Genomic DNA, 15,096 nt, shown 5'->3' on the forward strand with positions numbered 1-15,096 from the left:
ATCGGTTGAAAGTTGACAAAATTTTAAAAAATTATAAAAAGTTGCTGACTAGAAAATAAAAGAGCCAATAGCTCGGATCGCTATCAGCTCTGAGGGGCAAGAGTCAAGATTTAGCGTTCAGCTTTACTCGCAACCAATACCATCATTATCTCGGTCTAAGTGTGGACCATATCCAGGTTGTCCACGATAGACGGGAGCGGCTCCTGCTTGACGGGCAATGGTACAGTTCGCATAATAAACATTTTGCTCTGGGGCTGGTTCTGGCTCTGTATTAGTGTCAACAGGTTCTTTTGACACTACTGGCGCTGAAACTTCTTCCGTTTGATTAATGTATGAATTATTAGATTCTTGCGTTGGATGGGATGGGTTATTTTTGCTCGGTAATTCAAATAAAGCATTTGCTTTTTGAGTATTATCGGCTTGAGAAACAACGACTTGACCCGTTTGTGTGTTTTTAATCACTTCAGGGAATTCGGCATTGGCTAGAAACTGATTGGAGTTATCCTCCCAAACATAATAACGATTTTTGGCAGCATAGTCTTGGGATTGAACAAGAACATCTAAGTATTCATTAGCATTTTCTGCTTCTTTTGTTTGGTCGAGTTGGATCACTGAGTAGCCTTCCGTTAAGAGAATTTCTTGCACTAATATGCCATCTAACCATAAGTTCGCCGCATAATCTTCTTTTTTAACCGATTCATCTTGGAAGTCTTCTTTTTCAACTTCAAATAATTCTAATTCGACCTTGTCAGCATCTTTCATCAATTCTTCTAAGCGCTCTTGAGCTTCTTGGGCATAGACTTCATCTTTTTCTTCTTCTGGTGAGAGGATATGCAGTAAGTTAAACGTCATAAGCTTATCCTTATCACTCTTTAAGCTGGCTTTCATGGTATTGGCCGAAAGAACCTTATATTTGTCCACTTCTTCAAAGTTTGATTGGTCTTCTCTTTCAGCAAAGACCACATAGCCTAACTCTTCCTCATTGACTTCTGCACTTACCCACGTATTAAAGAAAAGACCTGAAGTCAATAAGCCGACAGTGGCTGCTAGTAACCATTTTTTCATTGTATGCTCTCCCTTATAATTGATAGTTAATGTTAATAATTATAACATAAAAAAAGAGATATTTTCTATATCAAAAGCGAAGAATTACGATAAAATACTTTAAGACAGAAATTTAAATAAAACTATAGATGAAAGCCTTCCTATAAAACAAAATTTTATAAGAAGGCTTATCTAAAGTGATTTACGATATGTTGAAGGAGTTATGTGATTGAGTTCTTTAAACTTACGATAAAATACAGTTTCTGACTGAAAACCAACCGAATGAGATATTTCGCTAATTGACATATTAGATTCTTGCAATAGATCCTTTGCCCTATTAATTCGTTGAGATGTAAGATAGTTCATTATAGTTTGATTTGTATGATTTTTAAATAAGCGACAGAGATTGCTAGCTTTCATAAAATAACGATTGGCTAAATCAGTTAAATTTAAATCAACTTGATAATAGTTTTTATTCAAATATAGTATTAAATCGTCGACAATTTCATTTCCATAAAGATTCATATTAAATACCCGATTTACAGCTGCAACAAATTTTTTCCGATCAATCGGTTTTAATAAAATGTCTTTAGCATTTAATCGCAAAGCTTCTTGAGCATATTCGAATTCATTATAAGCAGTGATTACAATGTATTGGAATTCAGGATAAGTCTCCATAACTTCTAAACCTGAATGATAGGGCATACGAATATCAACGAAAATGAGATCAAAATTTGCATCTTCTAACAATTTCAATGCATGTCTACCATCGTATATATATGCATCCACACTCATAGGTAATTTTTCCATCTCGATAATTTTACTAATAATATGATATACAGATTCTTCATCATCAATTATTGCTACAGAAAGCATTACATTACCACTTCTTTCGGAAAGCGAATAGTCATTTGAGTAAATTCTGGATTGGATTGTAACGACATAGTAAAATTTTTTTGAAAATTATTATAGAATTTCTGATATACCAAAGATAATCCATTATCAGTACCTATCGCTAAATTAGAATTAATATTTCTTACGCCGTTCATATCTAGTGTATTTCCATTATTTTGCACGATTAATTCAATTTTTTCTTTATTTATTAAATGTATAACCAAATTAATAATTTTTCGTCCATCATAATTTATAAAACCATGTGAAAAAGCATTCTCTACAATAGGTTGTAAGCAGTTTATTGGAATTCCATTTTGTAAAACAGTATCATCAACTTCAATATTAAATTCAAAATTAGGATATCTTGATTTTTGAAGCTGAATATAAGCGTTTAAATACTCAAGTTCTTGACGAATTGAAATTAACATACCGGAATTATCTGATGTGTATCGTACCATATCAGCAAAGAGAACAATCAAATCATACAAACGGACATTGTCTTCTTTGATCGCTAAGTTAGCCATGTAATTTAAGGTGTTGAACATAAAATGGTTATTAATTTTTAAAGAAGAACTTTTTTCTTTTTCAAAATTTAATTGTTGAGCCATTGTTTTAATAATATTTCTCTTATTTTCTAACTGATGTATACTATCATTTAATTTCTTTTTTACAGAATGATGGATTGCGTAGCTTTCAATACTATCTATTAAACTGTTAAAAAAATTAAAGATACTCTTTTTTGTTGAGGTTGGCATTTCATCTATCAATAAACTTTCTGAATTAAAAATTATAATCCCCAGCACTTCATCATGAAAAAAAATCGGAAAAAGAAAATACTGCTTAAAAGTTGTTGATTGACCTGGCGATAAATTTATACTGTCTATTAATTGAAAAATAGAAGTTAAATCGTCGTATTTGATGGGTTTATTACTACAATATTTGATATCCTTAACACCATTGATAATACAATAATCTAATATAACTTGATCCTTCATTTCAATAATAATACTTTCAATAGCCTCACCTAATAAATCTTTCGAAATAGATGTGGATTGTTCTTTTGTATGATTAATATAGTTATTATTCGATAAACGAGGAATCGAAACCACCAAATCAACTAAAGGTTCATCCATATTATTAGTTGTCGAATGAATTGAATTATATGGAAATAATAGATAATCACCAGCTTTTAATTGAAAAGTTTGGTCATTTACTTGATAAGCGCCTTCTCCACTTATAACATAGATAAATTGTTCGTTTTCATAATGGATATGTGGTTTTTGATATGTATGTGGGTTGATTGAAGAAATACCAATATTGATATTATGGTGTAATCCATCCAGCCATTGTACTTTCCCCCAATAGAATTCTTCAATTTCCAATAAATCACCTACCCTCAACTTCTATTATGATTAACTAACTTTTAATTCTTGGCATTTTGCCAGAGTTCTGCACCTGAATGAATACCAACTGATCGAGGATCAAATGTTGGATTTTGAATACCTCTATTCAATTGTTCTGTATAGTCATTAAGGATTTTAACACCTTTGTGACCGATAAATATTAGAGCAATAATATTGGTCCAAGCCATTAAACCATTTCCAATATCAGCTAATGCCCATATTGTATCAGATACTACTAAAGTTCCGCCAAAAACTGCTCCTAAAAAAACAACTTTTAAGATAGTATAACCTGTCTTATTATCACCTATAATATAAGATAAACTACTCTCTGCATAAAGATAGAAAGCCGTTAAAGCAACAAATGCAAAAACTAAAATAGCTAAAGCTATAAATATATTACCAAAATTAGGAATAGGAACAACTGATTGAATAGCATTAGCTACAAAAGGATTACCATATTCTAACCCTTTGACCCCTTCAAAAACTATTTCTTTCTGGTCATTAATAACATTATAACTTCCTGTCATAAGAATCATAAAAGTAGTTGTTGTACAGACAAAAAGCGTTCCAATATATACACTCATACCACCTAAAAGTCCTTGTTGAGCGGGATGAGAAACTTGTGAAGTCGCAGAAGTGATTGCGGAAGTACCGATACCAATTTCATTCGCATGAACACCCCTTCTAATTCCCCATTGAAGAGCACTACCTAACATCGCTCCAAAGACTGCATCTTGACCAAATGCTGAACTAAAGATTAGACTTAACGTTTCACCCAATTTATCAATATTCATTATTATGACAATAATTGACATGATCACATATAACAAACCAGCTACTGGAGAAATTTTTTGACTTGTTCTTCCGATACGTTTTAAGCCTCCAAAAATCACAATGCCTAAAATTAATGTAAAAATAGTGGATAATAGTATAACTGGTAAGTTCATGGCCGAATGTAAACCTTGAACAATATAATAAGATTGTACGCCTGACATCAACACAGTTAATGAGACAGTAGTTATGATTGAATAGAGAATAGCAAAAACGCGACCTACTTTTCGGTTTGAAAACCCTTCAGCCATATAATTGGCAGGACCACTTTTATACTCATTATTAATGACTTTTTTATAAGTTTGAGCTAATGTTCCTTCAATAATAGCAATACTAGATCCAAAAATTGCTAATACCCATAACCAGAAAATAGCTCCGGGACCACCAAAGTAGATACCAGCCGCCATTCCAGCAATATTACCAACGCCCACTGTACGAGCAGCAGTAAAAATAAAAGATTGAATGGGAGAAAGACCTTGTTCCGACTCTCCACGCTCTTTTAGTAATCGCAACATTTCCTTAAATTGAGTAAATTGTGGAAACTTCATAACGATTGAAAAATATAAACTAGCTAATAAAATCATGAAAATTATTGGTAAGCCCCATATCTTACCAGCAATATCATTTAATATTCCAGACATTATTCTCAACTCCTTTTAAATTTCATTGAGGTATTCAATTGTTTTAGCGAAAAGATCTTCTTGAAGAATGATATCATCGTATGTATGTCCCGCATTTTCTACGATATGAATTTTTCCATCTTTGGCAAAATGATAATACAACCATCCATTAATAGGTAAAACATCTTGATCGTGCGAACCATGGATGACACGAATAGGAATATTTAATTTTTTAACTATTTCTAAAGGATGTATCTGATCGATATTTTCAAAGAATTTCGGACTGACTTCATCTCCTTCAATAGATATATAATTACCTTGCATTCCGGCTTGAAAACGTTCTGAACCTAATAGATGTTGAAAATTCCACAGCGGATCAGATACTGGTGACCAAAGTACTAGACCATCTGGATCAATCTCATTACTGAGTAGGGTAGCAGTTGTCCCGCCCATACTGTAACCTAAGAGAATGATTTTTTCCCAGCTATATGACTCTTCTAAAATTTCAAATACTTTGAGATAATCCTTAATTTGATCTTCGATTATCATATAGTCTTCATTTCCCTCACTGTCTCCGGATCCAATGCAATCCGTTCGACAAACAGTATACCCCAACTGAGTTAATTGCTGTGTTAATTTAGGTAACATCCGGTGAGGTGTAATCTTGTGCCCCACAAAACCGTGACAAAAAAAGATTAATGTTTTATTATCAATCGATACTTCTGGAAAGTGAATGATTGACACAAGTTCTAGTCCTCTGCTTTTAATTACCTTTGCTTCTAACATATGCGACTCCTTTCAATTATTTCCCGACTATGTATTCAATCTCTTCTTTAGAATATAAAGGGAATTGATTGACTAATTCTCTTACTTGTTTTTTTAATGATTCAAAAGATTTTTCATTTATTAAACATTCAGCCGTTTTATTCATAAGTTCAGCTATGAATAACATCTCATCTTCTTTCATACCACGCTGAGTTGTTGCCATTGTTCCTATTCGAATTCCGCTTGTTTCATTTGGACCTAAAGGATCTGAAGGAATTTGATTTTTATTTACAGTAATTCCAATCTTATTTAAAGCTTCATCCATTTGCTTTCCAGTAATATTTTTTTGTCGTAAATCAACTAAGAGCAGATGCGTATCTGAACCATTTGCAACAAGACGGAAACCTTTATTCTCCAAAGCTTTAGCCAAAGTTTTAGAGTTCTTCACAACTTGTTGCATAAGGGTTTGATACTCTTGACTTTGACAATGCTTGAACAACCAACATTTTGCTGCCATGGTTGTTAAATGCATTGATCCCAAAGCAGCAGGAAATACACCATGATCAATTTTTTTAGCATGTTCTTTTTTGCATAATATGATTCCAGATCGCGGTCCTGAAAAGGTTTTAGTGGTTGAAGCGGTAATAAAATCAGCATATGGTACAGGTGAAGGAATCACCTTAGCTGCAATTAAACCAATAATATGTGCAGCATCAACCATCAAATAAGCATTTACTTTATCAGCAATAGCTCTAAATTTTTCATAATCTAATAAACGGGGATAAGCCGATCCACCAGCGATAATTAACTTTGGCTGATGCCGAACGGCTAACCTTTCAAGTTCGGAATAATCTACTTGCTCATTTTCATTATTAAGAGGATAGTGAACAAAATTATAAAATTTATTCATAAAATTAGCTTTTGATCCATGAGATAAGTGACCGCCTTGATCTAGCTTCATTGATAAAACCGTATCTCCTGGTTCAAGAACAGCCGCATAAACAGAATAGTTAGCAGTTGTTCCAGAATAAGGTTGAATATTCACATGTTCACATTTAAAGAGTTCTTTTGCACGTTCAATGGCTTCTATTTCTAGTACATCGGCACATTGCGCTCCTTGTTGATAACGTTTACCAGGATAACCTTCAAGTGTCTTATTGGTGAATATAGAACCCGATAATTCCATTATCTCAATAGGAACAGTGCTTTCTGACGCGATCATTTCAATATTTTTCTCTTGTCTTTTTAACTCATCAATAACGATTTCATAAAGTTTAGGATCTGATACTTTCGTCTTATTTAACATATAAAACCCTCCTTATTTCTTCGTAAGCGCTTACTAATTATGTTTATTTTAAGAAAAATTATTTCAAAATTCAATCAACTAAATTATCTATTTTATGCTAAAAATTATCATTTATATATTAAAATTATAATAATAAAAAATTGTTAATACAAAAAACCGGTGAAAAATCACCGGTTTTAATCATTCTATTGTAAATAATCAAGGGTTGCTAAAATAAAGGCCTTAAAGGCTAAGATGAGCTTGCTTTCATCGATATCGAATTTAGAAGAATGGTGACCATGGAACTGGCCTTCAATCTCTCTTGGGTTGGCTAAAAATAAGAAAGTTGCTGGAAGCTCTTTACCATAATAGGCAAAGTCCTCAGCCCCCATTAAGGCCTCTGCTGATGGAATAATGTAATCATCGCCTAGTCCTGCTTGTAAAGCTTTAACAGTATCTAAAGTAGAGGCTTGATCGTTTACTAAGACGGGGTATTTATACTCATAAGACAGGTCAATTTTTACATCATAAGCGACTTCCAAACCTTTGGTAATCTTATTCATTCGCTGATGAACAAATGCTCTCAAATCATCATTTAAAGTCCTTACGGTGCCTTCAATGAAGACTTGATCAGGGATAATATTTTGATTAAAGCCCCCTTCAATATGGGTCACAGAAACGACTACTGGATCACTGGCTTTAATATTCCGACTCTTAATGGTTTGAAAGGCCATTATCAATTCAGCAGCCACTGTAATCGGATCTTTGGAAGATTCAGGATAACCGGCATGAAAGCCAAAGCCTTTGATTATAATCTGAAAACGATCCATCGAGGCCATCATAGGACCAACACGATAAGAAATATGACCCGGAGCAATTGCTTTATCTAAATGACCGATATGAAAACCTAATACCCGTGTTACATCCGGATTTTTAAGGACACCTTCTTGAATCATTGGCTCTGCCCCTCCGGGGTATTCTTCACCGGGTTGGAAGATTAGTTTAACCTTACCTCCAAATAAATGACGGTGATGGGATAAAAAGTCAGCGACGGCTAGAAGCGTAGCCGTATGTCCATCATGGCCACAAGCATGCATATTACCGTTTCTCGAAGCAAAAGACAAGCCCGTTTCCTCTTGGATGGGTAACCCATCCATATCGGCTCGAAGTCCCATTACTCGATCATTTGGACTCCCTTCTTTGCTTCCTTCTATGACGACAGCCAAGCCATTTCCGTTGACATAATGGTCTTCAACCGAAAGACCCATTCCTATGAGTTGACTGCGAACATAATCCACTGTCTTCGGCAAATCTAAGCCTAACTCAGGAATCTGATGTAAATCACGTCTCCATTGAATGATTTTTTTTTCGTATTGATCATTTCTTTCAAATAGTTCTTTGCTTGGCATTAAACCACCTACTTAACCTTTACTTAAATAATTGATCAACGCTTTAGTCGTTAGGATCATTTCATCCGTATCTAGGTATTCTTCCGTCGTATGAACCAGCTCCATTCCCACACCGACAATGGCTGAGTTAAAACCTTCTTCGGCAAAAAAGTTGGCATCCGATCCTCCACCGATAATTTGAGGCTCTGCTTTGACACCGACTGTTTCGTAGGCTGCGACAATTTCTTTGACGAATTTGAGGTCATCTTGACTGGCAAGGGCTGGGTAGTCACGACGCGTTTCGATGGTATAGTCGTTTGTATACTGCTGGATAATGCCTTCGTAGGCTTGTAATAATTGGTCGACCTTTTCTTCTTGATGCGAGCGGATTTCACCGGTAAAGATACAAGAATCTGGCACCACATTATTAGGGAAATCAGAAGTAATTTGCGACACATTGGCGGTTGTTTCGTCATCAATCCTTAAGAGCGGCATTTGGCTAATGACTTTGCTCGCTACTTGGATGGCATTAATGCCCTTTTCTGGTTCGATCCCCGCATGGGCCTTACGCCCTCCAATGGTGATCTCAAAGCGGTAACAAGTCGGTGCTTGGTAGGCGACCTTATTGGCCTTGCCGGCATTGTCAGCTACAATTAAGTTTTTAGCAGGATTGATATGCTGGTAGACACTTTCCCAATTAATATTCCGCGCACCTAACATCCCCTGCTCTTCACCGGGAGTGACGATTACATAAATATCTTGGTGACTAATCTGATGCTTAACAATGTATTCCACAGCGGTTAAAATAGCGGCCAGACCGGCCTTATCGTCCCCACCTAAGGTCGTCGTCCCATCTGAGGACCAAATATTGTCCTTTTTAACGATTTTTAAGTTTTTATTGGGCTGAATCACATCGGTATGAGCATTTAGTGACACGCCCTCGCCTTCTATGTCTCCTTTAATTTTCGCAAAGATAACTGGCGAATTGCCACCGTAGGTATGCTGGCTTTCGTCAAGATGAATCTCGGCTCCAAGATTTTCAAGAAATTTAATGACATAATCTGCCATTTCTTTTTCCTCTTTAGAGGGCGAATGAATCATCAACATTTCTTCAAAAATTTCTAAATTACGTTCAGCAATCATAGTATACCTCCTATTAATTTAATTGACCTTTTTCTAATTGTTTACGCGCAAATAAAATAGTAGTAAAGATAGATGTTAAAGTAATAACAAAAGATGGATTTCCTGGAATGAACTGAACAATGTAGATCATAACGGTTGAAATCAACAGTGCAAAAAGACCGGTCTTGTATGACTTGACCATAAATTGGCCAAAGATTGCCCCATAAATGCCTGGAATGATTAGCTCAAAATACTTCGCTAAGTCGGCAGGTAAGGTAGTAATCACCGTTTGTCCTAAAATGGTCGCAAAAATCACAAAGAAAACAGCCACATAGATGGATACAGCTAAACCGATTGTCCCCATCAAAGCCCCTTCATCTGTCCCTTGCTTGTAGCCTGATGCTTCCGATGAAATGGCTGCGGCAGGAATCTTCATATTGACCCCATTACCTGATAACATGGTTAAATATAAGCCTGATGTACCAACAATTGGGAAGTAAGTTAAAGGTTCACTCAGATAGAAAGCTCCAGAAACAGACATTTGTGAAATAGCTCCGGCGATGATGGCGGCAAAACCTGGATTATAACCAAAGACAAAGGTCATGGTTAGAGGGGGTAGTAATACGGCAATCACTCCCAAGACCATGGTTAAGCGGCCAAAATTAGTTATACTTTTGGTGAATTTTTCATAGGCTCCCATTCTTTTTCCTCCTTATAGATCTAAACAAAGAACATGCCACATAAAGCACCGGCAAACATGGCAATCGTTAGTGACCAAGACTTTAACCATTCGTATTGGTCGCTTAATTTTTGGCAGATAATCATAATCACTAAAGCCGATAAAGAAGCGACAGCGTAGGATGGATTGACATTAATTTTTACGACATTATTCATGACAAAGTAGGCAAAAGACCCTAACATGGCACCGACACTGACTGCTGGTAATAAGGCCTTTCGTCCACCTGTCATAAAATCATTAATAACATTCATGCGATGGCCAAAGAAGAAGGTCACAATTAGCCAAGGGATAACCCCTAAAGCCGGCGTCCATAAGGCATTGGCATACACCGTTGGATCCATCATTGGAGAGAGTTCTCCGCCTGCTGCTTGCGCACCAAAGGTGGCGGCCATGGTTTCATAGTTGGTACCTCCAATAATTGACATCCGCAAGGCTGAAACTGGCGCACCTAATGAGACAATCAAGGATAAAATACTCCCTACAATCCCTAAAGCCGGTCCAATACTGGCCATGGCTGCGACTCGTAGGCCTTTTTTAACGCGCTGTTGATCCATATTTAATTCTTTGGTTGCCTTCATCGCTTTCTTTAGGATGTAGGTCCCTTGAATCAACACTAAAGCAATACCAATTCCACTAACCAGATACATCAAAGGATGGTTGGCAAATTTTAGATGGTCTGACATACAGATTCCTCCCTATTAAATTTTAAAAAAAGACTTCAACTATGATAAACTTATTGAGAACCGTTCTCTTTTAAAGATAGCGCTTACATCTTTAATTAAATTTTACCATCATCCTCTAGCAATTAAAAATAGATGATAACAATACCACCTATCCTCATTTACTTATAATCAAACTATTAGGAGCCTAGACCATGGACATTCATCATATTCAATACATTTTGGAAATCGCGAAGACGGGTTCAATCAGCAAAGCTTCTCAAAATCTTTTCGTTTCACAACCCTATTTGAGTTCAATATTAAAAAGATTTGAAGAATCGATTGGTTTTACTATTTTCGATCGTACTCACAAAGGGGTTCAACTAACGAATGATGGCCAGCAAGTTCTTAATGATTTGGAAAAACTCGATGCCCTTTATCAGTCAATTGAAACCAAATATCTAACACCGACTAATTACTTCTCTTCGCTTTCTATTTCTGCCAGGAGGTCTTCTTATATTGCTTTTGCAATCGCCAAAATGATCAACCGCCTGCAAGAGGAACATCATAACTTATCGATCAAATTTTCTGAAACAACCAACTTACAAGTCATCGAGGATGTTAATAGTGGCAATGCAGATATTGGTATTATTCGTTTTTATACGGAGAACAAGGAGCATTTTGAAAATCAATTAAAAGCGCGTTATATTGAGTGGAAGCAGCTTTCCTCCTTTCCTCGAGTCGTTCTGATTTCCCAGCAGCACCCACTGGCTAAAAAAGAGCATTTAGCGCTTAAAGACTTAGAACCCTTTACAGAAATTATCCACGGTGATTTTGAATGGGATGATTATACTGAGGCCTATTTATGGCAGAAAAAAATTAATTCCTCAAAGAAATTAATCCAAGTTTATGAGCGAGGTTCACTGCTTGACTTTATCGCTACCATTAAAGGCAGTTACACTTGGACCACAGCTACCTACCCAACGATTCTAGAAAAATACAACTTAATTGAAAAAAGCGTCTTACCGAGTCATTCGGAATGTTTAGATTATATTATTTATAAGGCGAAGCTTGAAAAATCAGTCATCCTTAAACTAGTCGAAGAGAAAATCGATGAAACGATCCAATTATTTAATTAATAAGTAGGGCGAAAATAAAAATCCCTAGAGCTAACTTCAACTCTAGGGGGTTAATCTATTCATCTTATTCTTCCAACTTCTCTCGCATATACTGACGGATTTCCTCAGCGAATTCGCGGTGGAGGGCGAAGTCAATGGTGGTCTTAATAAAGCCGATTTTCTCCCCGACGTCATAACGAATGCCTTTGAAGTCATAGGCATAGACCGGTTCGTCTTGGTTTAACATTTGAATGGCATCAGTCAGTTGGATCTCTCCGCCGGCGCCGACTTGTTTCTTGGCTAGAAAATCAAAGATCTTAGGCGTTAAAACGTATCTTCCCATAATGGCTTGGTTGGAAGGGGCTGTTCCTTGCTTAGGCTTTTCAACAAAGGTTTTAACCTTGTATAAGCGCCCATCTTGTTCCAAGGGATCAATAATACCATAGCGATGGGTTTGGTCTTGAGGGACCGTCTGGACACCGATAACGGAGGAGCCGGTTAAATCGTATTCGTCCATTAATTGTTGAATGGCTGGTTGATCACCCTCTTCTGATACCACAATATCATCACCCAGAAGAACGGCAAAGGGCTCATTACCAATAAAGCTTCTGGCGGTATAAATGGCATCGCCCAAACCTTTCATTTCTTTTTGGCGGATAAAGTAGACGTTCGCTAGGTTGGAGGCCTTTTGAACCGACTCTAACATAGCAATCTTCCCCTTGTTCATCAGGTCTAATTCTAACTCGGTATTCTTGTCAAAATGGTCTTCAATGGCTCGTTTAGACTTCCCTGTAATGATAATAATATCCTCAATACCTGCTGCCACTGCTTCCTCTACGATATACTGAATGGTCGGCTTATCAATAATCGGTAACATTTCTTTCGGCATGGCTTTAGTAGCTGGTAGAAAACGCGTTCCATAACCAGCTGCTGGAATAATGGCTTTACGAACTTTTTGTTTCATCAGGATACATCTCCTTTCTTATTTGAATCCGTACACACTAAAAAGCATAGCAAACACACTATGCTTAATTGTATTAGTTTTCGTTAAAGATATCGCGGGTAAATACTTTATCTAGAGCATCTTTTAATTCATCTTCTGTACGGTTGGCTAAGATGATATCGGATTGTTGCTTAAATTGTGCTAAATCATTGATCACTGGACAATTCATAATAGAATCTTGCGATAAAGTCGGTTCATAGATAATAATCTCGATCCCTTCATCTACCAATAATTTAATGATATCTTGAATGGCAGATTGTCTAAAGTTGTCCGATCCAGACTTCATTGTTAATCGGAAGACACCAACGGTCTTAGGATTTCTCTTCAAGACACTATTGGCGATATGCTGTTTACGGGTTTTGTTGGAATCGACAACGGCTGTCATCATATTCTGTGGAATGTCACCGTAATTGGCTAATAATTGCTTGGTATCTTTGGGTAAACAATAACCCCCATAGCCAAAAGAAGGATTATTATAATGGGTTCCAATCCGAGGGTCTAGGCCAACTCCTTGAATAATTTGGCCAGCATCCAGCCCTCTCACTTCAGCATAAGTATCTAATTCATTAAAGTAAGACACACGCAAAGCTAAGTAAGTATTGGCAAATAGTTTAATGGCTTCGGCTTCGGTTGAATTGGTAAAGAGTACGGGTACATCTTCACTATGGGCACCTTCTACTAAAAGATCCGCAAATTGGCGTGCTGCTTCATTATGGTCACCCACTACAATACGTGAAGGATATAAATTATCATATAAGGCCTTGCCTTCTCTTAGAAATTCAGGAGAAAAGATAATAGAGTCTACGCCATATTTCTCTTTCACAGATTCCGTATATCCCACAGGAATCGTTGATTTAATAACAATCGTAGCTTGTGGATTGATGCGCAAGACATCTTCAATCACTGCTTCTACAGCCGTCGTATCAAAAGTATGGGTCTCGTCATCATAGTTCGTTGGTGTCGCAATAATCACCATTTCAGCTTCTTTATGTGCTTCTTCGACATCAATCGTAGCTGTTAAATTCAACTCTTGATGGGCAAAAAAATCTTCTATTTCCTTGTCCTCAATCGGCGCAATACGCTTATTAATTAAATCAACCTTCTCTTGAATAATGTCTAGCGCTGTTACCTCATGATGCTGAGCCAATAAGACGGCAATCGATAAACCAACATACCCTGTACCTGCCACTGTGATTTTCATAATTTTAATCCTCTCTTAAATTTATTATATTTAATGACTTTATATATCACGTGAGTATATTTTTTAAATAATTGTTGTTATACCAGATGCACTATCTCTTGGAGATTTTGCAAATAAAACTTTATTTGGATAGGATTCATATGCAATAAATCCAATTAAGTCTTCTGACAAATCAATATCCAATAGATCTCTAAAATATTTTTCTTTTTCTATTTCAAAGTTTGCATTTAAAGAACAATTGGCAACGCCTTTATAAGTAAGGGCATAAATTAAAGACATAAAGAATATTCCTCCATCAATATATGTTTGATTTCTTTCATGAGGTCCATTCATATTTTTTCTATTACATGTAACAAGAATAAAACCTTGTAAATTTTTACCATTAGTAGTTAAACCTTCCTGAATGTGAAATATTTTACTAACTACTTCTTTGTCCTTAATTAAATATGTGTGCCAAGCTTGTCGATTACATACCGAAGGAGATTGACAAGCAAAGTTTATAGCTTTAAAAATAGTTTCATCTTTAATTTTTCTATGCCAAAATCTCTTATACTTTTTCTATAGTAAGGAAATTTTTTAAAATTTAAATCTGTGAAATCAGGTAAGTCTGTTTTCATAATAAAATCATATCCACCACAATTGTTATAACTCAAATCAAAGTATTTAAAATATTCATTAAATTTATTTAAAATTTGACTATCAATCTCATAATTTAAATCTTCATGCCTTTTAATATATGCATCTATAGTTGAGATTGCATGTTGAAACCTGCTGTCATCTTTTGGAAAATATTTTTTAAGAATAAATCCATTGCGAAAAACAATTCTTTAAAAGCATATTTTCCAAAGCCTGCTCTAAAATTTGCATTGCTCAAACCTTTTTCTATACTATGATAATGAAAAGTTATCTTAGATCGTAAATTTTCGTAAGAGTATTCTTCCTTCATATTATATGCAGAAGTAAGAAATCTAAGTTTATCAAATTTATACAAATCATTTAATTCCCTTTTTAAAATTAAATGTTT

General features: G+C 35.7%; 15 protein-coding genes and 1 pseudogene. 1 reads left to right on the plus strand and 15 read right to left on the minus strand.

The features are described 5' to 3' along the window. Window positions 1-123: 123 nt before the first annotated feature. The 10 genes from ACQV2O_RS01225 to ACQV2O_RS01270 form a co-directional block, all read right to left on the minus strand. Complete coding sequence (locus tag ACQV2O_RS01225) at window positions 124-1,065, minus strand: excalibur calcium-binding domain-containing protein (protein WP_428874751.1); 942 nt, start codon at window positions 1,063-1,065, stop codon at window positions 124-126. 171 nt (window positions 1,066-1,236) lie between these two features. Next, complete coding sequence (locus ACQV2O_RS01230; RefSeq protein ID WP_428873667.1) at window positions 1,237-1,920, minus strand: response regulator transcription factor; 684 nt, start codon at window positions 1,918-1,920, stop codon at window positions 1,237-1,239. Then, window positions 1,920-3,320, minus strand: coding sequence for a sensor histidine kinase (locus ACQV2O_RS01235; protein WP_428874752.1), 1,401 nt, complete (start codon window positions 3,318-3,320; stop codon window positions 1,920-1,922). Before ACQV2O_RS01235 ends, ACQV2O_RS01230 begins: the two co-directional genes overlap by 1 nt. Window positions 3,321-3,361: 41 nt before the next feature. Then, the gene (locus tag ACQV2O_RS01240) at window positions 3,362-4,813 is read right to left on the minus strand and encodes an alanine/glycine:cation symporter family protein (RefSeq protein ID WP_428873665.1); all 1,452 of its coding nucleotides are present in this window, start codon (window positions 4,811-4,813) and stop codon (window positions 3,362-3,364) included. Window positions 4,814-4,828: 15 nt separating this feature from the next. Beyond that, on the minus strand, window positions 4,829-5,578 hold the full coding sequence (locus ACQV2O_RS01245; RefSeq protein WP_428873664.1) for an alpha/beta hydrolase: 750 nt from the start codon (window positions 5,576-5,578) through the stop codon (window positions 4,829-4,831). 16 nt (window positions 5,579-5,594) lie between these two features. Continuing rightward, entirely contained in the window at window positions 5,595-6,863 is a 1,269-nt protein-coding gene (glyA, locus tag ACQV2O_RS01250) for a serine hydroxymethyltransferase (protein ID WP_428873663.1), read from the minus strand. A gap of 185 nt (window positions 6,864-7,048) precedes the next feature. After that, window positions 7,049-8,251, minus strand: coding sequence for a M20 metallopeptidase family protein (locus ACQV2O_RS01255; RefSeq protein WP_428873662.1), 1,203 nt, complete (start codon window positions 8,249-8,251; stop codon window positions 7,049-7,051). A gap of 12 nt (window positions 8,252-8,263) precedes the next feature. Continuing rightward, window positions 8,264-9,373 (minus strand): M20/M25/M40 family metallo-hydrolase, encoded by a 1,110-nt coding sequence (locus ACQV2O_RS01260; protein ID WP_428874753.1) that lies wholly within the window; start codon window positions 9,371-9,373, stop codon window positions 8,264-8,266. Window positions 9,374-9,386: 13 nt separating this feature from the next. Further along, window positions 9,387-10,052, minus strand: a complete 666-nt coding sequence (locus ACQV2O_RS01265; protein WP_428874754.1) for a hypothetical protein — start codon at window positions 10,050-10,052, stop codon at window positions 9,387-9,389. 20 nt (window positions 10,053-10,072) lie between these two features. Continuing rightward, the gene (locus tag ACQV2O_RS01270) at window positions 10,073-10,774 is read right to left on the minus strand and encodes a DUF5058 family protein (RefSeq protein WP_428874755.1); all 702 of its coding nucleotides are present in this window, start codon (window positions 10,772-10,774) and stop codon (window positions 10,073-10,075) included. 191 nt (window positions 10,775-10,965) lie between these two features. Here ACQV2O_RS01270 and ACQV2O_RS01275 point away from each other — a divergent pair, with 191 nt between their 5' ends. Then, window positions 10,966-11,889 (plus strand): LysR family transcriptional regulator, encoded by a 924-nt coding sequence (locus ACQV2O_RS01275; RefSeq protein ID WP_428874756.1) that lies wholly within the window; start codon window positions 10,966-10,968, stop codon window positions 11,887-11,889. Between the two features lie 64 nt (window positions 11,890-11,953). Here the strand turns inward: ACQV2O_RS01275 and galU are convergent, their stop codons facing one another. The 5 genes and pseudogenes from galU to ACQV2O_RS01300 all read right to left on the minus strand — a co-directional run bounded on the left by galU (window position 11,954) and on the right by ACQV2O_RS01300 (window position 15,063). Next, window positions 11,954-12,832: a UTP--glucose-1-phosphate uridylyltransferase GalU gene (gene galU, locus ACQV2O_RS01280; protein ID WP_428874757.1), complete on the minus strand. Its 879-nt coding sequence runs from the start codon at window positions 12,830-12,832 to the stop codon at window positions 11,954-11,956. A 73-nt stretch (window positions 12,833-12,905) separates the two neighbouring features. Further along, window positions 12,906-14,072 carry a nucleotide sugar dehydrogenase gene (locus ACQV2O_RS01285; protein WP_428874758.1) on the minus strand — a complete coding sequence of 389 codons (1,167 nt, stop codon included), beginning with the start codon at window positions 14,070-14,072 and terminating at the stop codon, window positions 12,906-12,908. Window positions 14,073-14,135: 63 nt separating this feature from the next. After that, a complete protein-coding gene (locus ACQV2O_RS01290) occupies window positions 14,136-14,351 on the minus strand; it encodes a hypothetical protein (protein ID WP_428874759.1) in 216 nt (71 codons plus the stop codon). 141 nt (window positions 14,352-14,492) lie between these two features. Beyond that, window positions 14,493-14,606 (minus strand): annotated as a pseudogene (locus ACQV2O_RS01295) (nitroreductase family protein); the annotation flags it as partial. Between the two features lie 208 nt (window positions 14,607-14,814). After that, window positions 14,815-15,063: a hypothetical protein gene (locus tag ACQV2O_RS01300; RefSeq protein WP_428874760.1), complete on the minus strand. Its 249-nt coding sequence runs from the start codon at window positions 15,061-15,063 to the stop codon at window positions 14,815-14,817. Between the last annotated feature and the right edge of the window lie 33 nt (window positions 15,064-15,096).

It is taken from the genome of Facklamia sp. P13055 (assembly GCF_050409445.1).
Lineage (GTDB): Bacteria > Bacillota > Bacilli > Lactobacillales > Aerococcaceae > Facklamia.

Excerpts from the sequence above, each read along its gene's own strand:
- ACQV2O_RS01225 (WP_428874751.1), bottom strand. The coding sequence starts at position 1,065 with ATGAAAAAATGGTTACTAGCAGCCACTGTCGGCTTATTGACTTCAGGT.
- ACQV2O_RS01230 (WP_428873667.1), bottom strand. The coding sequence starts at position 1,920 with ATGCTTTCTGTAGCAATAATTGATGATGAAGAATCTGTATATCATATT.
- ACQV2O_RS01240 (WP_428873665.1), bottom strand. The coding sequence starts at position 4,813 with ATGTCTGGAATATTAAATGATATTGCTGGTAAGATATGGGGCTTACCA.
- ACQV2O_RS01245 (WP_428873664.1), bottom strand. The coding sequence starts at position 5,578 with ATGTTAGAAGCAAAGGTAATTAAAAGCAGAGGACTAGAACTTGTGTCA.
- glyA (WP_428873663.1), bottom strand. The coding sequence starts at position 6,863 with ATGTTAAATAAGACGAAAGTATCAGATCCTAAACTTTATGAAATCGTT.
- ACQV2O_RS01255 (WP_428873662.1), bottom strand. The coding sequence starts at position 8,251 with ATGCCAAGCAAAGAACTATTTGAAAGAAATGATCAATACGAAAAAAAA.
- ACQV2O_RS01260 (WP_428874753.1), bottom strand. The coding sequence starts at position 9,373 with ATGATTGCTGAACGTAATTTAGAAATTTTTGAAGAAATGTTGATGATT.
- ACQV2O_RS01265 (WP_428874754.1), bottom strand. The coding sequence starts at position 10,052 with ATGGGAGCCTATGAAAAATTCACCAAAAGTATAACTAATTTTGGCCGC.
- ACQV2O_RS01270 (WP_428874755.1), bottom strand. The coding sequence starts at position 10,774 with ATGTCAGACCATCTAAAATTTGCCAACCATCCTTTGATGTATCTGGTT.
- ACQV2O_RS01275 (WP_428874756.1), top strand. The coding sequence starts at position 10,966 with ATGGACATTCATCATATTCAATACATTTTGGAAATCGCGAAGACGGGT.
- galU (WP_428874757.1), bottom strand. The coding sequence starts at position 12,832 with ATGAAACAAAAAGTTCGTAAAGCCATTATTCCAGCAGCTGGTTATGGA.
- ACQV2O_RS01285 (WP_428874758.1), bottom strand. The coding sequence starts at position 14,072 with ATGAAAATCACAGTGGCAGGTACAGGGTATGTTGGTTTATCGATTGCC.
- ACQV2O_RS01290 (WP_428874759.1), bottom strand. The coding sequence starts at position 14,351 with ATGTCTTTAATTTATGCCCTTACTTATAAAGGCGTTGCCAATTGTTCT.